Source organism: Phyllobacterium sp. 01N428 (assembly GCF_056399405.1).
The window spans coordinates 575,415-597,399 of the sequence record NZ_JBFTRH010000001.1; the positions used below are offsets into that span (position 1 = coordinate 575,415).

At 59.5% G+C, this 21,985-nt stretch carries 15 protein-coding genes; 9 read left to right on the forward strand and 6 right to left on the reverse strand.

The genetic code is table 11. The annotated features are described in order from the left end of the window. Positions 1–56: 56 nt before the first annotated feature. Positions 57–1,793: a S10 family serine carboxypeptidase-like protein gene (locus AC1DNI_RS02725; protein ID WP_477690729.1), complete on the reverse strand. Its 1,737-nt coding sequence runs from the start codon at positions 1,791–1,793 to the stop codon at positions 57–59. Here AC1DNI_RS02725 and AC1DNI_RS02730 point away from each other — a divergent pair. The 4 genes from AC1DNI_RS02730 to AC1DNI_RS02745 all read left to right on the forward strand — a co-directional run bounded on the left by AC1DNI_RS02730 (position 1,765) and on the right by AC1DNI_RS02745 (position 7,662). Beyond that, positions 1,765–2,976: a hypothetical protein gene (locus tag AC1DNI_RS02730; protein WP_477690730.1), complete on the forward strand. Its 1,212-nt coding sequence runs from the start codon at positions 1,765–1,767 to the stop codon at positions 2,974–2,976. The two genes, AC1DNI_RS02725 and AC1DNI_RS02730, sit on opposite strands and share 29 nt — an antisense overlap. Positions 2,977–3,198: 222 nt before the next feature. Continuing rightward, positions 3,199–5,646: an ATP-dependent helicase HrpB gene (gene hrpB / locus AC1DNI_RS02735; protein ID WP_477690731.1), complete on the forward strand. Its 2,448-nt coding sequence runs from the start codon at positions 3,199–3,201 to the stop codon at positions 5,644–5,646. Positions 5,647–5,729: 83 nt separating this feature from the next. Further along, positions 5,730–7,031 (forward strand): ActS/PrrB/RegB family redox-sensitive histidine kinase, encoded by a 1,302-nt coding sequence (locus AC1DNI_RS02740; protein WP_477690732.1) that lies wholly within the window; start codon positions 5,730–5,732, stop codon positions 7,029–7,031. A gap of 67 nt (positions 7,032–7,098) precedes the next feature. Continuing rightward, the gene (locus AC1DNI_RS02745) at positions 7,099–7,662 is read left to right on the forward strand and encodes an ActR/PrrA/RegA family redox response regulator transcription factor (RefSeq protein ID WP_027230594.1); all 564 of its coding nucleotides are present in this window, start codon (positions 7,099–7,101) and stop codon (positions 7,660–7,662) included. Between the two features lie 56 nt (positions 7,663–7,718). Here the strand turns inward: AC1DNI_RS02745 and AC1DNI_RS02750 are convergent, their stop codons facing one another. Then, entirely contained in the window at positions 7,719–8,213 is a 495-nt protein-coding gene (locus AC1DNI_RS02750) for an MmcB family DNA repair protein (protein ID WP_477690733.1), read from the reverse strand. Positions 8,214–8,393: 180 nt separating this feature from the next. Between AC1DNI_RS02750 and AC1DNI_RS02755 the strand changes: the two genes are divergently transcribed. Then, complete coding sequence (locus tag AC1DNI_RS02755; RefSeq protein WP_027230592.1) at positions 8,394–9,011, forward strand: L,D-transpeptidase; 618 nt, start codon at positions 8,394–8,396, stop codon at positions 9,009–9,011. Positions 9,012–9,087: 76 nt separating this feature from the next. Here the strand turns inward: AC1DNI_RS02755 and AC1DNI_RS02760 are convergent, their stop codons facing one another. Continuing rightward, entirely contained in the window at positions 9,088–12,432 is a 3,345-nt protein-coding gene (locus AC1DNI_RS02760) for a GH92 family glycosyl hydrolase (protein WP_477690734.1), read from the reverse strand. A gap of 271 nt (positions 12,433–12,703) precedes the next feature. Here AC1DNI_RS02760 and AC1DNI_RS02765 point away from each other — a divergent pair, with 271 nt between their 5' ends. Then, positions 12,704–14,335 carry an alpha-D-glucose phosphate-specific phosphoglucomutase gene (locus AC1DNI_RS02765; RefSeq protein WP_477691464.1) on the forward strand — a complete coding sequence of 544 codons (1,632 nt, stop codon included), beginning with the start codon at positions 12,704–12,706 and terminating at the stop codon, positions 14,333–14,335. Here the strand turns inward: AC1DNI_RS02765 and AC1DNI_RS02770 are convergent, their stop codons facing one another. Genes AC1DNI_RS02770 through AC1DNI_RS02780 form a run of 3 tightly spaced genes read right to left on the reverse strand, consistent with a single transcriptional unit; the run spans position 14,336 to position 16,873 of the window. Next, the gene (locus AC1DNI_RS02770) at positions 14,336–15,097 is read right to left on the reverse strand and encodes an RES family NAD+ phosphorylase (protein ID WP_477690735.1); all 762 of its coding nucleotides are present in this window, start codon (positions 15,095–15,097) and stop codon (positions 14,336–14,338) included. It abuts the gene before it with no gap. Then, on the reverse strand, positions 15,057–15,440 hold the full coding sequence (locus AC1DNI_RS02775) for an antitoxin Xre/MbcA/ParS toxin-binding domain-containing protein (protein ID WP_477690736.1): 384 nt from the start codon (positions 15,438–15,440) through the stop codon (positions 15,057–15,059). The genes AC1DNI_RS02770 and AC1DNI_RS02775 overlap by 41 nt, the downstream gene beginning before the upstream one ends. Positions 15,441–15,493: 53 nt before the next feature. Continuing rightward, positions 15,494–16,873 carry a cytochrome P450 gene (locus tag AC1DNI_RS02780; RefSeq protein WP_477690737.1) on the reverse strand — a complete coding sequence of 460 codons (1,380 nt, stop codon included), beginning with the start codon at positions 16,871–16,873 and terminating at the stop codon, positions 15,494–15,496. Positions 16,874–17,004: 131 nt separating this feature from the next. Here AC1DNI_RS02780 and AC1DNI_RS02785 point away from each other — a divergent pair, with 131 nt between their 5' ends. The 3 genes from AC1DNI_RS02785 (at position 17,005) to gyrB (ending at position 21,972) form a co-directional block, all read left to right on the forward strand. Beyond that, the gene (locus AC1DNI_RS02785) at positions 17,005–18,852 is read left to right on the forward strand and encodes a S10 family serine carboxypeptidase-like protein (RefSeq protein ID WP_477690738.1); all 1,848 of its coding nucleotides are present in this window, start codon (positions 17,005–17,007) and stop codon (positions 18,850–18,852) included. Then, a complete protein-coding gene (locus AC1DNI_RS02790; RefSeq protein ID WP_477690739.1) occupies positions 18,849–19,271 on the forward strand; it encodes a hypothetical protein in 423 nt (140 codons plus the stop codon). The genes AC1DNI_RS02785 and AC1DNI_RS02790 overlap by 4 nt, the downstream gene beginning before the upstream one ends. 259 nt (positions 19,272–19,530) lie before the next feature. Then, complete coding sequence (gene gyrB / locus AC1DNI_RS02795) at positions 19,531–21,972, forward strand: DNA topoisomerase (ATP-hydrolyzing) subunit B (protein WP_477690740.1); 2,442 nt, start codon at positions 19,531–19,533, stop codon at positions 21,970–21,972. The last annotated feature ends 13 nt before the right edge of the window (positions 21,973–21,985 follow it).

Here is a 21,985-nt window from a genome sequence, read left to right on the forward strand (position 1 = left end):
GCGGGAAGGCGAAGCTGCCAACCCGCCCGGTCCATTTGTCAGGGCCTAGCTGTCAGCTAGTTCGTCGCCGGTGGGAGACTATAGTTCGGATCGTCATAGTATTTGTCGAGTTCAGTCTTGAGCGGCGCGCGCGACTCCTCTGTATTATAGATCATGTGCCCGCCCTCGAACCACTTAACGGGCATGCGAGTCTCAAGGCCGGCGCTGATGAGATCGAGTTCGGTCTGATACCCCGGCGTTGCGATATCATCGTATCCATGAAGGGTGAGCAATTTGAGCTTCGGCTCGTAGCGGAGCGCCTCGGTCATGTCGCCAAGGCTTGAGGGCGATACGAATTGGTCACGGTGCTTCCAGTCCCACGTATCGTCCTCGTTTGTGGTGACATATTCCGACTTGGTCTTATAGTTGGTATAGTCGGGGAAGAATGTTTTCGCCCGATTGAGGAAAGCCACGTCGATATAGTCGTCCGCGGCGAACTTGCTGTCCACCGGAACCATCATGCGTGCGTCATACCGGCCGAGCTTGAATCCTGGAATAAGCCCTTCTCGAAATCGTATTGGACGGAAGACAAGCCCATAGACCGGATCCTCTGACCACGACTTGCTGCTAATTCCGGTCAAGCTGCTTAGTTCAGCAAGAAATGCTTTCCCCTCGTCGGTCGGCGCATAATCTTCCCACTCAACGCCGTACTCGGATTCGTATCCGTACTTCGCGGCGATTGGCGCAAATGTCGTCTTGGTATATTCGCGCAGGTAGTCCAGATATTCGCTTCTCGACCTTGTGCCGCGCACCGTGGATTTGCCGAGAGCGTCGGCCACCAAACCATAGGATGGGATGAAGCCTGCGCAACTCGTATAGAACATGGATGGATCGCAACTGGAATTATAATTCAGGATCGGCGAGTTCAAAACCAAGCCGGACAACGTTTTGGCCGGCTTGCCGGAAGGATCAGGTTCGTAGCGGCTGACACCGGCCTGTGTCAGGATATCGGCAACGATCGGCGTGCGGATGCCGCCGTAGGATTCGCCGTAAAGATACTTCGGAGAACTCTGACGGTTGTTGACGTTGACGTAGCGGAGAATGAAATCAGCGACCGATCGAGGATCGCTGTCAATGCCCCAGAAGTCGTTGTTCGTGTGCGGCGCGATAGCGGTCGAATAACCGGTTCCGGCGGGATCAACAAAAACGAGATCGGATTTGTCGAGCAGCGTGATGGCGTTTTCTTCAAATGGCAGGCTCTCGGGTTGCGTCGCAGACGGCATGTTAGGCGCATCCGACTTTATCCGCCAAGGTGCCCATGACCCGAGGTGTAGCCAAATCGACGATGAGCCTGGGCCTCCATTCCAGAAGAACGTAACGGGGCGATTCTCCTTGGGCAGGCCGTCGCGGATGTAGGCTGTATAGAAGATTGCGACCTCAGGCTCGCCTTTCGGTCCCTTGGCGACAAGGTGTCCGGCATTCGCAGTGAAAGGCACGGTTTTGCCGTCCATTTTGAGCGTGTGGCGTTTGACCGAGGTGGCTTCATTGACAAGTTCGGCAGCGATCGAACCCTTGATAGTGGTGTCGTACACGTTCTTGTCATCGACGACGTGATCTGCAGGGGCCAGCACCTGGAAAGCTTCTGTCTCATAGCCCGCGGTCGCAAGGACCGATCCCAACGACCCGGAAGGGCCAGCGGTTTTCACTAGGTCCGCAGCTTCACTCGATTTTCCGTCGCGGACGAGTCTTGCGGCTTGAGCGATCTTCGCCGGATCGACGACCGGTGTGGCAGGCTTCGCCGGTTCAGTTGCCATTGCGGTCGAAGCCCTTGCCGAATCTTTCGTCGAAGTCCGCGTCAAAACTGCTTCGAGCGGTGTCATTGAGGGGGCCGGTTGGGCTGGCGTGGCAGGCTTTGCCGGATCGACGACCGGCGTGGCGGACTTCGCCGGGTCAGTTACCATTGCGGTCGAAGCCCTTGCCGAATCTTTCGTCGAAGCCCGCGTCAAAACTGCTTCGAGCGGTGTCGTTGAAGGGGTCGGTTGGGCTGGAGCGGCAGGCTTCACCGGCTCGACCACCGGTATGGCGGACTTCGCCGGGTCAGTCACCGTCGCGGTCGAAGCCCTTGCCGAATCTTTTGCCGAAACCCGCGTCGAAACTACTTCGAGCGGTATCGTTGAGGGGGCCGGTTGGGCTGGCGTGGTAGGTTTAACCGGATCGACGACCCGTGTGGCGGACTTGGCCGGGTCAGTTACCACTGCGGTCGAAGCCCTTGCCGAATCTTTTGCCGAAACCCGCGTCGAAACTACTTCGAGCGGTATCGTTGAGGGGGCCGGTTGGGCTGGCGTGGTAGGCTTCGCCGGATCGACGACCGGCGTGGCAGACTTCGCCGGGTCAGTTACTGTTGCGGTCGAAGCCCTTGCCGAATCTTTTGCCGAAACCCGCGTCGAAACTACTTCGAGCGGTATCGTTGAGGGGGCCGGTTGGGCTGGCGTGGTAGGCTTCGCCGGATCGACGACCGGCGTGGCAGGCTTCGCCGGTTCAGTTACCGTTGCGGTCGAAGCCCTCGCCGAATCTTTCGTCGAAGTCCGCGTCGAAACTGCTTCGAGCGGTATCGTTGAGGGGGCCGGTTGGGCTGGCGTGGCAGGCTTCACCGGATCGACGACCGGTGTTGCAGGCTTCGCCGGATCAGTTACCGTTGCGGTCGAAGCCCTCGCCGAGTCTTTCGTGGAAACCCTCGACGAAACTACTTCGAGCGGTTCTGTAGAAGGGGTCGGTGGGCTGGAACTGATGTTGCCACCACGACCGGCGCGACCAGCGGCGTGGACGTCTGCGCCACCGCCGGGGACGGCGTTGCCGGCTGTGCGAATGTTGAGCTTTGGCCTGATATTGCTGCGTCTGAAGTTTGGTCAGTGGACGAGTCGGAACCGTCACACGCGGCAAGCGCTACAAGCCCCATTAAAAACAGGGTACGATACTTCATTAAAATATTCCCTCTGAAAAGATTTTCTTGAAATTGCTGCAAGTTTCAATTTCAGCGCAACGTTTGCACTATTTTCGAAGGAGCGAATTATGACAATTAGACGAATGTCTAAACGACGAATATTAGCTTGCTTTGGGGCCCGAATTTGGTGTTGTGAAACAACATCGAATGCGGATCGGCTGGCCTATGCAATAAAACGCTGGCAATAGCGCTTCAGCAACATTGTGAGATGCTCCCAATTGAAAGAACTGCCGCCCCTTCCTGTCACCGAAATCCTGCCGGCGCTCGATGATGCGCTGGCGCATGGAAGCGCTGCCGTGCTCGTTGCCCCTCCCGGCGCGGGCAAGACCACGCTCGTGCCGCTGCACCTGCTTGGTGCGTCATGGCGGGGGGATGGCACGATCGTCCTGCTTGAGCCGCGCCGCCTCGCTGCCCGCGCTGCCGCCAACCGCATGGCGAGCCTCCTTGGCGAGAGCGTGGGTCAAACCGTCGGCTATCGCATGCGGCTTGAAAACAAGGTCTCGGCGAAGACGCGCATACTCGTCGTGACGGAAGGTATGTTCGCCCGCATGATCCTCGATGATCCGGGGCTCTCGGGCATTTCCGTCGTGCTTTTCGATGAGTTTCACGAGCGTAGCCTCGATGCGGATTTCGGTCTGGCCCTGGCGCTCGATGTGCAGGCTGCATTGCGCCCCGGCTTGAAGCTTCTGGTGATGTCGGCGACGCTCGATGGCGCGCGCGTGGCCAAACTCCTCGGCAGTGCGCCGGTCCTCGAAAGCAAGGGCAGGTCCTTCCCCGTCGATATCCGCTATCGCGAGCGCAAGCCCGATGAAAAGATCGAAGATGCAATGGCGCGGGCGGTGCGGGACACGCTCGCCGGGGAGAGTGGCAGCATTCTCGCTTTCCTCCCCGGACAACGTGAAATCGAACGGACCATCGCAGCGCTCGAGGGGCGTGTTCCCGCGGACACCTTTGTCACGCCGCTCTATGGCGCGCTCGAGGGCCGTGACCAGGATGCCGCCATCAGCCCGCCGCCTCCCGGCAAACGCAAGGTGGTGCTCGCGACGTCGATTGCCGAAACGTCGATAACGATCGATGGCGTGCGCGCCGTTATCGACAGCGGCCTGGCGCGGCGGCCGAAATTCGAACCGGCCACCGGCCTCACCCGATTGGAAACGGTGCGGGCGTCGCGCGCCGCCGTCGAGCAACGCGCCGGGCGTGCCGGACGCACGGAGCCCGGCGTTGCGTTGCGTCTGTGGCGTGCAGAACAGACTGCGGCACTCGAAGCCTTCTCGCCGCCGGAAATACTTGAGGCTGATCTTTCCGGCCTTGTCCTCGATTGCGCCGCTTGGGGCGTAACTAATCCAGCCAGCCTTTCATTCCTCGATTTGCCGCCGGCGCCCGCGGTTAAAGAAGCAAAGGCCCTGCTCAACGAACTTGGGGCGCTCCACGATGATCGCATCACGCCGATGGGCGAAGCCATGCGCAATCTCGCTTTGCCCGTCCGCTTGGCCCATATGGTGCTCGCGGCACGTGACCGCGGACAAGGCATGCGCGCTGCCGAAATCGCTATGCTTTTGACGGAGCGCGGCCTCGGCGGCAACGACGTCGACATCGAAACGCGACTGGCGCGCTTTGAACGCGAGCGCGGCGAGCGGGCGGCACGCGCGCGCGGACTGGCGAAACGCCTCGCTGGCAAGGATACAGGCCGGGCAGATGCGCAGGAGAATGCAGGGCGGCTTCTCATAGATGCTTACCCGGACCGTATCGCCAAGGCGCGCGGCAATGGCCAGTTCACGCTCGCCAATGGCCGTGGCGGCGAACTCGACCCCGCCACCTCGCTGGCAAAATCGCCATGGCTCGTCGTCGCCGATCTTGCGGGGCGGGCGGGCCGCGCACGCATTCTTTCGGCAGCGGAAATCTCCGAATCCGACATACGCGCCGCCCTCGGCGATCGCATCGTCAATGGCAGGCAGGTCAGTTATGATCCAGCCCGCAACGCCTTGCAGGCGCGCGAAGTTACGCGTATCGGCGCCATCGCGTTGTCGGAGAAGACCTTGCCGGCGCCGACTGGCGAAGAAGCCGACCGAGGCGTCATTGCGGCCGTCAGGGACCACGGCCTCGACATCCTGCCATGGTCCAGGGAAGCGGCGATCCTGCGGCGTCGCCTCACCTGGCTGCATCAGGGTCTTGGCGATCCTTGGCCGGCGATGGACGATGCGTCGTTGCAAGTGAAACTCGAAGACTGGCTGTTGCCTTATCTCAAGGGAGCGGCGCAGCTCGGCCAGATATCGGGACATGCGATCGCCGAGGGGCTGCGTGCGCTGGTGCCCTATGATTTGCAGCGCAAGATCGATGCCTTGGCGCCAACGCATTTCGAGGTGCCGACCGGCTCGAACATTCCGATCCGCTATGAGGCGGAAGCGCCTGTGCTCGCCGTGCGCGTGCAGGAATTGTTCGGGCTCGGGGCACACCCGGCCATCGCCAGCGGAACGGTGCCCCTGCTGCTGGAGTTGCTATCGCCGGCCCATAGGCCAATCCAGATCACCCGCGATCTACCGGGCTTCTGGAAGGGCTCCTGGGCCGATGTGCGCTCCGACATGCGTGGCCGCTACCCCAAGCATGTCTGGCCGGACGACCCCGCCAATGCGGCGCCCACTGCCCGCGTGAAACCGCGGGGAACCTGAGCGGTCACAACCAACGATTAACGCTGAAGCGGCTCACAGGAATCATGTTTCCATTTGCGTGAGCTTTGTTCTAAATCACCCCCATGGTCCAGGATTTCCAGACACGCTCATCCTATCTCTCGCGCCGGCTGCGGCTGACGACGCTGATCCGGCTGCGCTGGCTTGCGGTGGCAGGACAGAGCATCGCCGTGCTCTTCGTCGCGCTCTACCTGAAGTTTCCGTTTCCCGTCAGCATATGCTTCGCGCTGATCGCCTGTTCGGCCTGGCTGAACCTCCTCATGTCGTTCCGCTATCCGATAAATCATCGCCTTGAACCGCGGGCCGCCATCACCGTGCTTGCCTTCGACATATTGCAGGTGGCGGGACTGCTTTACATGACCGGAGGTCTGCAGAACCCCTTCGCCGTGCTGATGATCGTACCGGTCATCATCTCCGCGACGTCGCTGCCGGCCTATGCAACGACCGCACTTGGCCTTCTGGTAACGGCCTGCGCAACGTTGCTCGCCTATGTCTACCTGCCCTTGCCCTGGTACGAGGGCGAGACGATGCAACTGCCTTTCGTTCTGATCGCCGGCGTCTGGTGTTCAGTGGTTTCGGCCCTGGCATTCACCGCGGTCTATGCCTACCGCGTCGCCGAGGAAGCCCGTCTCCTCGCCGATGCGCTCAACGCCACCGAACTCATCCTGCAGCGTGAGCAGCATCTCTCCGCGCTCGATGGACTTGCCGCCGCTGCCGCGCATGAGCTCGGCACACCACTGGCAACCATCGCACTCGTTGCCAAGGAGATGGAGCGCAGTCTCAAGAAGGATGACCGGTTCGCCGAGGATATCGAGCTTCTCCGCTCGCAGACCGAGCGTTGCCGCGAAATTCTCAAGCGGCTGACGAGCCTGTCGTCGACCAGTGAAGAGCACATGTCGCGCCTCAAGATTTCTTCGCTGATCGAGGAGGTCATTGAACCCAACCGCAATTTCGGCGTCAACATCGTCGTCTCGAAGATGCGCGGCGAAGGCAGTGAGCCGGTTATCCGCCGCAATCCCGGCATTATCTACGGTCTTGGCAATCTCGTCGAAAATGCCGTCGATTTCGCCCGCGAAACCATCAACGTCAATTGGGGGTGGAGCGACAGGACCGTCGAGATCGTCATCAGCGATGACGGCAAGGGTTTTGCACCCGATATCCTCGATCGCATCGGCGAGCCGTACACCACCGGCCGCGACCGCGCGATCAACGAGCATGGTGGCGGTCTCGGCCTTGGCCTCTTCATCGCCAAGACATTGCTCGAACGCTCAGGCGCGACAATTACCTTCCGCAATCGCAACGATCCGGGGCAGGGGGCAGAAGTCGTTGTTATCTGGCCTCGCCATCAATTGCTTACTGATGGATAATCTTTGACTTTTTGTTCATTGCGAACCATTAACATCCATATTTACAGTGAATGAGCAGGAATACCTGATGGAAAACACGGATCAGGACGATATTGAAGCGATCGGCGGCGATCGAACACTTCTTCTGGTCGATGACGACAAGCCCTTCTTGCAGCGGCTGGCACGTGCCATGGAGTCACGCGGCTTCGTTGTCGCCATTGCCGATTCGGTCGAGGCGGGTCTTGCGAGCGTCAAGGTCAATGCGCCGGCCTATGCGGTCGTCGATATGCGCCTTGGCGACGGCAACGGCCTTGATATTATCGAGGCGATCCGCGCCCGCCGCGAGGATACGCGCGCGATCGTCCTGACCGGCTATGGCAATATCGCGACGGCGGTAAACGCCGTCAAAATCGGGGCGATAGACTATCTTTCAAAGCCGGCCGATGCTGACGAAGTCTTTGCCGCGTTGACGCGCCGAACCGGTGAGAAAGTAGCACCGCCGGAAAATCCGATGTCGGCCGACAGGGTGCGCTGGGAGCATATTCAGCGGGTTTATGAAATGTGCGACCGCAATGTTTCGGAAACGGCGCGGCGCCTAAACATGCATCGCCGCACGCTGCAGCGCATCCTCGCCAAGCGCGCCCCGCGTTAGATCGTCGTGACGATTAAAGCACTCACTGGTTCTTTAGCTATCTGAAACGAAACGGCCTATTCCACGTCGGTCTCGGGCAACTCGATGCCGGCGAGTTCTGCGAGCGTCATGCGCGCAGCACTGACCCGCGCAAAGCGCAGGGTCATGGCCTTGCGGGTAGCGCCGGGCAATTTGTGCTCGGGAGCGTCGCGAATGATCTCGGCGCCATAACCGTCCGAAAGGATGAATCCGCAATCGTCCGGAAAAATATCGGCAGGAACGCCGGGGTGGGTCGCGAAAAACAGCCGGTCGCAATGCTGGCGGTAAACCGGCCATTTGCGATCGACCCGGAAATCCTCGATCGAGGATTTGATCTCGACGATCCAGATTTCACCACTGCGCGTCAGGGCAACGAGATCTGCGCGCCGGCCAGAGGCGAGCGGCAGTTCCGGCATGACCGCGAGGCCGAGTTCAAGGAACAGCCGCTGCACCCCGCGGCGCACCAGCATGGCGTTTTCCGACTGGCGGCCATCTATCAGGGGACTTGTCTGACCTAGGGAGACGAGTGGCATAAACGAGACAATACCGACAAAACTGCAACCATGGGTAGGAAAACCAATCGCCAGGTTGAGCAAAACATGGTTAACGAAACACTGCGCTTTACAGTTAATCAGGCATTAACAATATTGGCGCAAGAGAGGCAACAGCTAAACCAAACGCCGATTCGCGCACAATTATTCACTGGGGTGACCATGCAACTGAAGACTATCGTCCTTGCGGTTGGACTGATGAGTGCAACCGCCTTGACCGGTTGTTCGACAATCGGGCTCAGCTATTCGACCGCGTCCTATAACTCCGTCGTCGACGCGGGATACGTCATTCCAGCGGTTCCGCGCACCAAGATCCCGCCGCAATATCTGCGCCAGGAAGTCAATTATGACGGCGGCGAAGCGCCGGGAACGATCATTGTCGATACCAAGGCAAAATACCTCTACTACGTCCTCGGCGACGGCCGCGCCATGCGCTACGGTATCGGGGTCGGCAAGCAAGGATTCGAATGGTCAGGCAGCGCCCGTATTGCCTTGAAGCGCGAATGGCCGACATGGACCCCTCCGAGGGAAATGATCGCGCGCCAGCCGAAGCTTGCCGAGTTCCGCGACGGCATGGATCCGGGCCTGAGCAATCCTCTCGGCGCCCGCGCCCTCTATCTGTTCAACAAGGGCGGCGACACTGGCTATCGCCTTCATGGCACACCGGAATGGTGGTCGATCGGCAAGGCGATGTCGTCGGGCTGCATCCGCCTGATGAACCAGGACATCATCGACCTCTACAATCGCGCCGAAGTTGGCGCCAAGGTCATCGTCCGCTAGCATTCCCGGCATATAAAAAGCGAAGGGCTCCGACACGGTCGGAGCCCTCTTTTTTGTCCTGCGAACGCTTTGTGCGTCAGTTGAGGGCGCACTCCTTCTCCGGCTTCAGCCGCGGCGTCTGTGTGCCGTCCGGTGCGAAGGATGGCGGCAGCAGCGCGGCCGGTGGGTTTGAACCCCAGCAACTTGGCTTGTCGCTCAACGTGAACTCCAGGCGCGCACCCGATGATAGCTTGTCGAGGTCGATCCATGGACTGTCATGGGCTGCACCATTCACCGTCAGTTTCTGGATATATTTGAGCGGTGTCTTGTCGGCCGCGATCGTCACGATCTTGCCGCTGCCGAGCTTGATCCGCGCTTCCGGGAAGATCGGACTGTTGATCGCAAATCCAGGCACGGCCGGGATTTCCGGATAAAGGCCGAGGGCTCCCCAGATATGGAGGCTCGACATGGCGCCCTCGTCATCGCTGCCGGGAAGGCCGGAAGGAGATGCCGCGAACAGTTCGTCGAGTACCCGGCGGACGAGCGCCTGCGTCTTGTATGGTTGGCTCGTCCAGTTGTAGAGCCAGGGCACCAGGAACCCGGGCTGGTTGCCCATCCACAACCGGCTAGGCTGATATTTCCAGCCCGAATTCAGATTCTTGGTGAACTCGTCGAGCCGGGCAAGGCCGTCCTTGTCGGTGCCTTTGTCCTTGTCGGTGTCGATCACAAGCTTAGCCAGCAAGCCCCGTATGTCATGCGGGACCATGAACGTGTATTGCTCGGCATTGCCTTCGCGGTAGTCATTATCCCAGGTCGATACCGGCAGGTACGGACCCCACGTTCCATCCTTGTTGCGTGGCTGCAACTGCGGATAGGGCTGCCCGGCAACATCGCGCCAGTTCGGGTTGAACAGGTTGGCCCAGTTGCCGGAACGCTTCAGCAGCGTCTTCGGTTCGTCTGCTGCTGCTCCGGCGACGATCTGGGGATCGGCGGCTGGAACGGCGGTTGCGAAACGCGATACCGCGAAATCGGTGCTTGCATATTCCATGTTCGTCGACGTCGGCTGACGTTCGCCGCCGCCCATGGTCAGGTAGCCAAGTTCGATGTAACCGGCGAGCCCCGGAAGAGTGGTTTTGCTGCGGCATTTGGTGGCGCGCCCGAAGGCGGTGTCGAGCATGATCTTGCGGGCCTTCTGCCGGTCGAAACCGGCCACGCCATAGGCGCCGGCCTGGGCGACGAGTATCGATGTGGAGTCGCCGGGCATGATGTTGCTGTTGGTATTGCCTTCCGCCCACATGGGGAATGTGCCGCCACAATCTTCCGCGTCGTGGACCAGGGATTGCATCATATCGGCGGCCTCTTCAGGGGCAAGAAGCGCTTGAAGCGGCATTAATGAGCGGTAGGTATCCCAGGTGGAGAAGGTCGTGTATTGAACGTGTCCCTCGGGTGATTGCTTCGTCGACGCGGCATCGCTGAAGCTGACATATTCGCCGTTGACGTCACTGAACACCGAAGGCGCGATGAACGAGTGATACATGGCCGTATAGAATTTGACCTTGTCCTCCTTCGATCCCCCGGTCACCTGGACGGTGTTGAGGCGCTTGTTCCAGTCCGCATCCGTCTTGGCACGCAGCTGTTCGAAGGTGGAGGGCCCGACCTCCGCTTCGAGGTTCTTTTTTGCGTTCGCCTCGCTGACATAGGACAGGCCGATTTTCATCGTTACCTTGGTTGCCTCGGTCGCGGATGGCGACTTGAATGCAAGCAGTGCGGTGCTGCCTGAGACTTGGGTAGTGAACGGCTGGTCGAAGGTGGCATAAAAATAGACTTGGTATGTCTGGCCATTGCTGCAGAAATTGCCGCTCCTTGCCTTGCCGGACACGATACGGTCCTGCTCATTATAGGTGATGGAGGATGACGACGACGTATAGAAGCTTTTCGCGTCGATTTTCAGCAAGGCCGGACTGCCGCTCGGATAGCTGAAACGGCCGACGCCGCTGCGCGTCGTGGCAGTCAACTCGGTCTCGACGGCATTTGCCATCTTCACCCGATAATAGCCGGGTCTGGCAAGTTCGTCGTTGTGGCTGAACGCCACTTGTGAGACGGCTTTGTCAATCTGCGGCATGATGTTAAATACGCCGCCGCCGTTGCAGCCAACGCCGCTGAGATGCGTGGTGCTGAAGCCTGTGATCTCGGGTCGCGTATAATAGTAACCTGGAATGCTATAGATAGGGCTTGGCATTTTCGGCGTGTCCGGCCCCCAGGCCATCATCCCGAACGGTGCGGTCGCCGCGGGCGTGGTAAAGATGCCGCTCCAATCCTCCTTCTTCTTTTCTTCAGGGGCGTCCGTATCGAACATCAGACCCATTCCGGTTCCGATCATCGGATCGGCATATTGCGTCAAGGCCAGATCGGTGCCCTCGCTAACGCGTAACGCCACCTCGATTTCGGCAAGACGCGCCAGGATGTTCTTCAGTGCCGCAGGATCGCCCGCCGGTTTGGCTGCAAGATCCTTCTGCAACTGCGCGAGCGTCGCCTGCAGCGCCTTGATGGCTTCCGGGTCGCCACTTGATTTGGTCAAAAGGTCCTTCTGGACCTGGGCAAGCGCGTCCTGCAACGCCTTGACCGCGACTGGATCGCCGTCCGGTTTGGCTGCAAGTTTTGCCTGCAGCTCGGCAATTGTGTCCTGAAGCGCTTTGAGAGCGACGGGATCGCCGTCCGGTTTGGCTGCAAGTTTCGCCTGCACCTCGGCAAGTGTGTCCTGAAGTGCCTTGATAGCGACAGGATCGCCGTCCGGTTTGGCTGCAAGTTTTGCCTGCACTTCGGCAAGTGTGTCCTGAAGCGCCTTGAGAGCGACGGGATCGCCGTCCGGTTTGGCTGCAAGTTTCGCCTGCACCTCGGCAAGTGTGTCCTGAAGCGCCTTGACAGCGACTGGATCGCCGTCAGGCTTTGCCAGGAGGTCTTCTTGAACCTGCGTCAGAGTTGCCTGCAGAGTCTTCAACGTTTCCGGATCGCCCGCAGGTTTCGCTGCGAGGTCTTTCTGAATCTGGGTAATTGTGTCCTGAAGCGCCTTGACCGCCTTCGGATCACCGGCAGGTTTTGCCGCAAGGTCGTTCTGCAATTGCGTCAGCGTCGCCTGCAGCGCCTTGATGGCCTCCGGATCGCCGTCAGGTTTGGCTGCAAGTTTTGCCTGCATCTCGGTGATGACGGTCTGCGCGTGCTCCAGTTCGGCAACGCCTTGCGTTAGCGTTGTGCCCAAACTGCCGGCCGCCGCCTCGAGCTTGCTCTGGCCATCCTTCAGGCCTTGAATCTCGCCGGCCTGCTGGGCAATCGTCTGTTCGAAACTGCTTGTGTCGTTGTTGCTGTCTGTCTTGCTGTCGTTGTTGCAACCCGCCAACAACGATACTCCAACCAGACCCGCCGCGAATGCGGTCCGTGATCTCATAATTACCTCCCAATGAATTAAATATGATGTGCAACGATCAAAATCCGCCGGCATTAATCGCCGGATAACATCCATATGTTGGCCGGTGCCAAATCTGCGACCGGACGGGCGCTTAGCCAATTTACCTCCTGCTTGGTGTAAGGCATTAAGGCGCATGGCCTGTCAATTCTACGAAGGTCGTAAACATGCTCGGCTCATCTGAAAATCGTCATGTTGACCTGCTACGTCCCGCCCCAATAGATTGAGGCAGATGCGCAGAAACTGGAAGGTCATCATGTTCAAAACCATTGCCACCACACCATTCGACGACCAGAAGCCCGGAACGTCCGGCTTGCGCAAGAAAGTCCCGGTCTTCCAGCAGAAGAACTATGTCGAGAACTTCATCCAGGCGGTGTTCGATGCGCTTGAAGGATATAAGGGGGAGACGCTCGTCATCGGCGGCGACGGCCGTTACTACAACCGCGACGTGGTGCAGATTGCCTTGAAAATGGCGGCCGCCAACGGCTTCGGCCGCGTGCTCGTCGGGCAGGGTGGCATCCTCTCGACGCCTGCGGCATCGAACGTGATCCGTAAGTACAAGGCTTTTGGCGGCCTCGTTCTTTCGGCCAGCCACAATCCCGGCGGCCCGAACGAGGATTTCGGCATCAAGTACAATATCGGCAATGGCGGGCCGGCGCCGGAGAAGATCACCGAGGCGATTTTTGCTCGCTCGAAGGCGATCAAGCAATATGTCATCGCGGAAGCTGCAGATATCGATATCGATACGATCGGCAAGCGCGAAATCGCCGGCATGCAGGTCGAAATCATCGATTCGGTTGCCGACTATGCGGCGCTTATGGAACAGTTGTTCGACTTCGACGCCATCCGCGATCTCATCAAGTCCGGTTTCACCTTCCGCTTCGATTCGATGCACGCGGTAACCGGCCCCTACGGCAAGGAGATTCTCGAGAAGCGCCTCGGCGCGCCGGAAGGCACATGCGTCAACTTCGTACCGTTGCCCGATTTCGGCGGGCATCATCCCGATCCCAATCTCGTCTACGCCAAGGATCTCTACGACCTTCTTATGTCGCCGGACGGCCCGGATTTCGGCGCCGCGTCCGACGGTGACGGCGACCGCAACCTGATCATCGGCAAGGGCATCTTCATCACTCCATCCGATTCGCTGGCGATGCTTGCGGCCAATGCCCACCTGGCCCCCGGCTACAAGGCCGGCCTCAAAGGTATCGCGCGCTCGATGCCGACCAGCGGTGCCGCGGACCGTGTCGCCGAAAAGCTCGGCATCGGCATGTACGAAACGCCGACGGGCTGGAAATTCTTCGGCAATCTGCTCGACGCTGGTATGGCGACGATCTGCGGCGAGGAAAGCGCTGGCACCGGCTCGAATCACGTGCGCGAGAAGGACGGGCTTTGGGCCGTGCTGCTCTGGCTCAACATACTTGCCGTGCGCCGCATGAGCGTCATTGACATAGCCGGGGAACATTGGGCGACCTACGGGCGCAACTATTATTCGCGTCATGACTATGAAGGCGTCGATACGGCTGGCGCCAACAAGATGATGGACGATCTGCGCGGCAAACTCGCTTCGCTTCCCGGCACGAAGGTCCAGGGTCTGACCATCGCAACCGCCGACGACTTTGCCTATCACGACCCGGTCGACAAGTCGGTGAGCGAAAACCAGGGCATACGCGTACTCTTCGAAGGCGGCTCGCGCGTCGTCTTCCGCCTGTCTGGCACCGGAACGTCGGGCGCGACCGTCCGTGTCTACGTGGAACGCTATGAGCCCGATCCGAAGCGCCACGATCTGGAGACACAGAGCGCGCTTGCCGACCTTATTCGCGCTGCGGAGGATCTTGCCGGGATCAAGGCTCACACGGGCCGCGACAAGCCGAGCGTGATCACTTGATTATTGCCGCGCCGCACCTTTAACGCGCGGATCGTCGCCAAAAGTCGCGAGAGTGAAGCCCAGCCGCAGGTCCGGCATGTCGCATATGGCATTGACGCCGTAGTCGGAGAAATGCAGCCGCCATGTCGTCTTGCGCACGGGGTTGGGCATGGCGAAGCAGGCGCAGGAGAGCAGGGCGAGATTGGCGCCGCCTTGAGGATCGCGCACGGACTGGTAGCGAATGAGATCGATGCCCGCCGCAAGCGCCGCGTCGGCAAGGGCGAGGCAGGCGGAATAGTCGGTTGGATGTGTCCAGCGGCGTCGATGTTCGGCAAAGGGCGCGACCGTCAGATCGATGGCATGGGTCGTGGCGTAGCGCGCTACGAACGCGGTGAATTCGAGCGCATTGCGCGGCCAGGGTGTGCCCGGACTTTCGATGAAAAACAGCAGGCGGTAAAAAGCGGTTTCGGCAACCGCCGTTTCAACCATCTCGCTCGAATAGAAAACGCCCGGCGAATAGCCTTCGCGGCGAAAACGCGAATTGCCTGGATAGCGCCCGTAGCGAAACGGGGTCGCGAGCAGATAGTCGAGATGAATGCAGGCGGGCGGCAGCGGCGGCTTCGTGGCTTCGAGTTCATCTTCAAGCAGGGCCTGCTCGTCGAGCGTATCGACGAGTTTCATCGTTGAAACGCGATGTTGCGCTTCGACCAGACGCCAGCAGCCGCCATGGCTGTCCCTGGCTTCAGATCGGAGCGCGTCGGGCGTCCAGATAGGCGAGGACATGGGTGAGGCCGTCAATGGTTTTGATCCGGTTGAGCGGCTTGCCGCCGAGCATGCTGTTGTCAGTTCGCATCCATGTGCGCGCCACCGCATCGTCGCCGCCGACGATAGCGTCGAGCGAGCGATAGAGGCGGATGAAAAGCAGCGCGAGTTCGTAACTCTTGCCGGTGAGCGGCGCGCCATCGAGGCTACGCTTCAAGCGCGATATGCTTGGCTCCGAAAGCCCGACAATATGGGCGAGTTCCTTTGCGGTGAGGCCCAGCAGTTCCGATGACCGCAACAGCGCCTTGGAAACGACGGCGGTTCGATCCGGGATTTCTGAAAGCGGCTGAGCAGCGATTCCCATGAATATTCCTTTGAATGGAAAGAAATATATAGAATATTTCCTAGGAAATCAAGTTAGCGCCGCGCCTGCACGGTCATTGGCAACCCGCCATCGGGTTGCGTCGTCAATTTCTGCACCGGCCAGGGCTTGTAGACGCCGGCGACATCGAATCTGAAGCGGTGCAACAGCGTGGCGAGCGCGATGATCGCTTCCTGGAGCGCAAAACTTGCGCCGATGCACACGCGCGACCCGGCGCCGAACGGCAAGTATTGGAAACGGTCGATCTTGTCGCGATTTTCCGGGTGAAAACGCGACGGCATGAACGCATCGGGATTGTCCCAATAGAGCCGATGGCGATGGACCGTCCATGGCATAACCAATACAGCCGCCCCCTTGGGCAATTTCAGGTCCATATATTGATCGTCTTCGATCGGTTCGCGGTTGATGGAGGGAGCCGGGGGATAAAGCCGCATTGCTTCTTCGAAAGCGGCGCGGGTGAGCGGCAATGCGTCGAGCCAGGCATGCGGGGGCGGCACGTCCGCCTGCGCCATAAAGGCGTCGATCTCGGCTTCGATCAGATCGCGTTCCCAAGGCGCCTTGGCGAGGAGATAGAGCGTCCAGCCCAGTGCGCGCGCCGTGGTTTCATGCCCGGCCCCTATGAACGTGATAATATTGTCCTCGATTTCGGCGCGCGAAAGTCCCTTCGGGCCCTCCGCCTTGAGCAGCAGGGTCAGAAAATCGTTGGGAACCTTGTCGCCTTCCCGGTCCATGCGCTTGCGACGCATTTCCATGGTGTTGGCAACGATCTGCCGGAAGAAGGCGAGGGCGCGTCTGCCCCGGATTTGGGTGAAGCGCGGCATCCAGTTCGGCGCCCCAAGCAGGTCGAGCGGATCGACGCGGCCCATGGTTTCAAACAGGCGGTCGACCTCGTGCGAAAACTGGTCCGGATCGCCCGCAATCTCGCCGGAGAACAGCGTCTCGGCCAAAATGTCATAGGTCAGCATGGTCATGTCGCGCGATACGTCCGTAGGACCGGAAAGGTTCTCGTAGCGCTTGGCGAAAGTCTCGCTCGTCCGCTTCATCGCCTCGGCAAAACCATTGATGTGGCGAGGCGTAAATACCGGCGCCATGGCCTTGCGAGAACGGCGCCACGTTTCGCCTTCCGCCGTTAGGAGACCAGCGCGCAAGATGGGGCGGAGGATCCGCTGGCGAACCGCCGCCATCTTGTAGTTCTTGGCATTGTCGACGAGGACGTGGCGGATGAGGCCGGGATCATTGGCGATGATCGTGTGGGCAAAGGACCAGTCGATCGACACCCACGGCTCATTATAGGAAGGCTCGCCCCATAGTTCGAGCGGGTTGCGATAGATGGTTCGAATAAGGCGCAAGGTTCCGACCGGCCCGGTACGCGGGATGGGCGCTGGAGGAATAAAGGCGCTTTGAACAGTATTCATATTAGCAGGCTCCTGCCGACCATGTGGGCATGTGGGTGCAGAAATGCCAATGGTTTCTTTGGGGCGGCACCAGCCATTTTGTACTTGACGTCGCAAACTGGATAAGGTGTGCTCCGCCTCGAGCTTGCGACGTGATTTTAAATTCCGATTTCTACTGCCTCTTTTTTACCGCCTGCACTGATATCGTTCCGGTCCATATTGTGAGGTTTTTAATTATGAATTTTCGCCTTTGCTGGCTTTTGCTGGCTGTTTTCCTGGCATCGTGCGACGGAGGATCGGATTCCAACAGCGCCGATGCGACGCCGACGTTCAATCAACCCGCGCCAGTCAAGCCTCAGCAGGCGCCGACGTCGACTGTTCCAGCGCCTCCGCCCGCATCCATTCCGGTCAAACCGATAACGGCTGCAGATTATGACCCCGATGGAAGACTGGATCATTCGGACGCTCGCGAAGTCTCGGCCGCCAAAGCGCACACGATCGCCCTTAAGGGAACCTCCATTCCCTTCACGGCGACCGCCGGTCAGCTGATTGCATCCAAACCTGGCTCAGGTCTGTTCAATGCTGAAGCGGTGATCTCCTACACGGCCTATACGCGCGACGACCAGGCGCGGGATGCGCGCCCAATAACCTTCGTGTTCAACGGAGGGCCCGGCGGCTCATCCGCCGAACTGGATATTGGCTTCCTTGGGCCCATGCAGCAAGACGGACCGGCCCCATCGGAGGACGTCATCGGGCCGTTGAAAGACAATCCCAACACGATTTTGGACAAGACGGATCTCGTTTTCGTCGATCCCGTCGGGACCGGCAATTCCCTCGCCATCTGGCCGAACAGGAACAGTGATTTTTGGGGCGTCGATAGCGATGCCAAAGTCTTGCGGGATTTCATTACGCGCTATGTGAACGTGTACAACCGCCAGAACTCGCCCAAATATATTTACGGCGTCTCTTATGGCGGATTTCGGGCGCCAATCATGGCGCGTCTGCTGCTGGAGAGCGGCACCAGCCAATACACGACATTCACCACGAGCAAAAACGTCCTTTCCGGGCTCGTCCTGAATTCCCCGACATTGAATCAAACGAGCGGCTGCTACCGGTTCTACACAAGCTGTGGCGGTGCGATCCCGACCTACGCGATGGTGGCGGACTTTCATGAGAAGTCGACGGCTCGTGAAGGTCAGTCAACCGAACAGTTTTTGGTCAGTGCTCGCGCATTCGGCAGGGAGTTCGATGGACTCTATAACAAGGTTTTCAAAGAGACGGATGCGAATATACCCGACAGAAAGTCTTGGGAAGCTTATATTAGGCAGCCGGAAGGTGGCGCGTTTCTTGACAAGCTTTATGCGTTTACAGGGATAGGCAAACAATATCAGCCGGGCGACAATGCCAATAACAATCCTTGGATTGCGACGCCTAATTTGAACCCGGTCGACTTTACTCATATATTTGCACCTGGAACGGGCCGGCTTTATCTCAATGATGGACGCTACTTTGATGAGCCGGAAGCGGTAGATCCGGCCTTTGATCGCACGAGCGATTACTTCGCCTGGCGAAAAGATTACCACGCCAAGTTCGTCGGCTATGAATCTCAATCTCCTTATGTTGGCTTCAACGGTAAGATCATCGATATCTGGGATTATCGACCCGATCCTCAAACGATCGGAGACAACAAGGAACGGGCAGGTAATAGCGTTCCGCATTTGACATTCAGCATAACGCTCAATCCGAACTTGAAGGTTCTGGTTCAGCACGGCTACTACGATCTGAATACGCCATTCAATCGGTCGGAAGTTGACCTTCAAATAGGCGGCCTCACCGACAAGGTGCCGGTCAAGGTTTACGAGGGTGGCCACGGAGTAGCGCCTTTTTACACCCGCTCTTATGCCACCCTGATGCAAGATCTGGGCGCCTTCTACGATGGGCCGTTGGCGACAATGTTCGCAGCATCCAACCCGCCCGCATTTGAACAGGTGAAACAATGAAACGACATCATATCTGTGCGTCGATCCTGATTGGCGTCATTTGCAGCGCCTCGCTCGCCAGTGCGGGTGATTTCGCCAGCGAGTCACGGCATCAGCGCGGCCTGATGAGAATGCAGCGGGGCTTCGCGCCGCGTCAGGCGCCATCGCGGATGGCGGCGGCTCCGTTGACCCGGGCAAGCGTCGCGACCGAAGTCGACCAGCGCACGGCCTCGCTCTTCGACCGGGCCGCGGATCCCGCGACCCATCTTGTCACGCAGGAATCCGCTTCAAAGTCCGGGCTCGGCTTTTTTGTCGATCACTTCGCCGAGATTGACCGCGACCGCGACGGCAGCTTGAAGTTCAGCGAAGTCAAGGACTTCCTCGACGCGCGCTCGCCTGTCGCAAAACCTGCGTCGGGATCGGTCCAGATCATCGAGTAGTGCGCATTGCGGCTTTGACTCTGTCTGGCGGGTGACTAACAGCCCGCCGGATCAGGCGCGCTGCTGGGTGCGGACCTCTGGTCGTATTTCTCGCCCGGATGAGCCAATTTGGCCATGATCCGTGGATATTCACACCCCTTAGAATTGGAAAAGCGTGCGATAAGCACTATATCTAGGCCAAGGACCGGGCATGATTCGCCCGGTTCTGCTATAAATACGGCGCGCCGATCCTGGCGACCCGAGAAAAGATTGAATCTACATGAGCGATACACCGGAACTGACAGTTGAAACCTCGCCAGAATACGGTGCGGAGTCCATCAAGGTTCTCAAGGGATTGGATGCGGTTCGCAAGCGCCCGGGCATGTATATCGGCGATACGGACGACGGTTCCGGCCTTCACCACATGGTATACGAAGTCGTCGATAACGCCATCGACGAGGCGCTCGCCGGCCACGCGACCCGCGTCACCGTCACGCTCAATCCCGACGGTTCGTGCACGGTCACGGATAATGGCCGCGGCATTCCGACGGACATGCACTCCGAGGGGGTCTCCGCCGCCGAAGTCATCATGACCCAGCTGCATGCTGGCGGTAAATTCGACCAGAATTCCTATAAGGTTTCCGGCGGTCTGCACGGCGTCGGCGTTTCGGTGGTCAATGCGCTTTCTGTCTGGCTGAAACTCAAGATTCGCCGCCAGGGCAAGATCCATGAAATGAGCTTTACCCATGGCGTGGCCGACGCGCCGCTCGTGGTGACAGGCGATGCCGGCGATGCGACCGGTACGGAAGTGACCTTCCTGCCGTCGACGGACACGTTCTCGATGGTCGAGTTCGATTTCAACACGCTCGAACATCGTCTGCGCGAACTCGCTTTCCTGAATTCGGGCGTACGCATTCTGCTCGCCGACCGCCGCCATGCCGATCCGGTCGAACTCGAGCTCTTCTACGAAGGCGGACTTACCGCCTATGTGCGCTATCTCGACCGCACCAAGAAGGAACTTGTCGCAGACCCGATCTACATTCGCGGTGAGAAGGACGGTACGACGGTCGAAGTCGCCATGTGGTGGAACGACAGCTACCACGAGAATGTTCTGTGCTTCACCAACAACATTCCCCAGCGCGATGGCGGCACGCATCTTGCGGGTTTCCGTGGTGCCCTGACCCGCCAGATGACCAGCTATGCCGACGCCTCGGGCCAGACCAAGAAGTCGAAGGTCACGCTGACCGGCGATGACTGCCGCGAAGGCCTGACCGCGGTCCTGTCCGTCAAGGTCCCCGATCCCAAGTTTTCGTCGCAGACCAAGGACAAGCTCGTCTCGTCCGAAGTGCGCCCGGTCGTTGAAAGTCTCGTCAACGAGGCGCTGTCGAACTGGCTTGAAGAGCACCCGGCCGAAGGCAAGGTGCTTGTCGAGAAGGTGATCCAGGCGGCTTCCGCACGCGAAGCGGCCCGCAAGGCGCGCGACATCACCCGCAAAAACTCGCTGAGCATCAGCTCGCTGCCCGGCAAGCTTGCCGATTGCCAGGAGCGCGACCCGGCCAAGTCTGAAATCTTCATCGTCGAGGGTGATTCCGCCGGCGGATCGGCCAAGGGCGGACGCTCGCGCCAGAACCAGGCGATCCTGCCGCTGCGCGGCAAAATCCTGAATGTCGAGCGCGTGAAACTCGATCGGATGCTCTCTTCCGACCAGATCGGCACGCTGATCCTTGCGCTCGGCACCAGCATCGGCAAGGACGAGTTCAATCCGGACAAACTGCGCTATCACAAGATCATCATCATGACCGACGCCGACGTCGATGGCGCCCACATCCGTACGCTGCTTTTGACGTTCTTCTTCCGCCAGATGCCGGAACTGATTGAGCGGGGCCACGTCTATATCGCCCAGCCGCCGCTTTACAAGGTGACGCGCGGCAAGTCCTCGCAATACATCAAGAACGAAACCGCCTTTGAGGAATATCTGATCGACTCGGGGCTCGATGAAACCTCGTTGGAGCTGGTTTCAGGGGAAGTGCGCACCACCAACGACCTGCGCGTTGTCATCAATGACGCGCTGGCAGTTCGCCATCTCTTGCAGGGCCTGAACACGCGTTACGACCGCGCGGTCGTCGAACAGGCAACCATCGCCGGCGCGCTCAACCCGGAAGCGATATCCGATACCGCCAAGGCGCAGGAACTGGTCGCCGAAGTTGCCGCCCGGCTTGACCTCATCGCCGAGGAAACCGAAAAGGGCTGGACCGGCCGCCTTGCCACCCCTGACGATGGTGTTGACGGCTTCGTCTTCGAGCGGTCTTTGCGCGGCGTCAAGGAGACGGTGACCCTCGATATGGCCCTGCTCGGTTCGGCCGATGCGCGCCAACTCGATCGCTACGCCTCCCGCCTCCATGATATCTATTCGCAGCCGCCAGTGCTTCGCCGCAAGGAAAAGGCCGACGCGGTCGCCGGGCCGATGGCTCTCCTCGACGCCGTCTTTGCAGCGGGGCGCAAGGGCCTCTCGCTACAGCGCTACAAGGGTCTTGGCGAGATGAACGCGGAGCAACTCTGGGAGACGACGCTCGATCCGAACGCGCGCTCCCTGCTGCAGGTCAAGGTCAATGACGCCACCGACGCCGACAGCCTGTTCTCGCGGCTCATGGGCGATGATGTCGAGCCGCGGCGCGAATTCATTCAGGACAATGCGCTGAGTGTGGCGAACCTCGACGTTTAAGCGCTAATTCCTG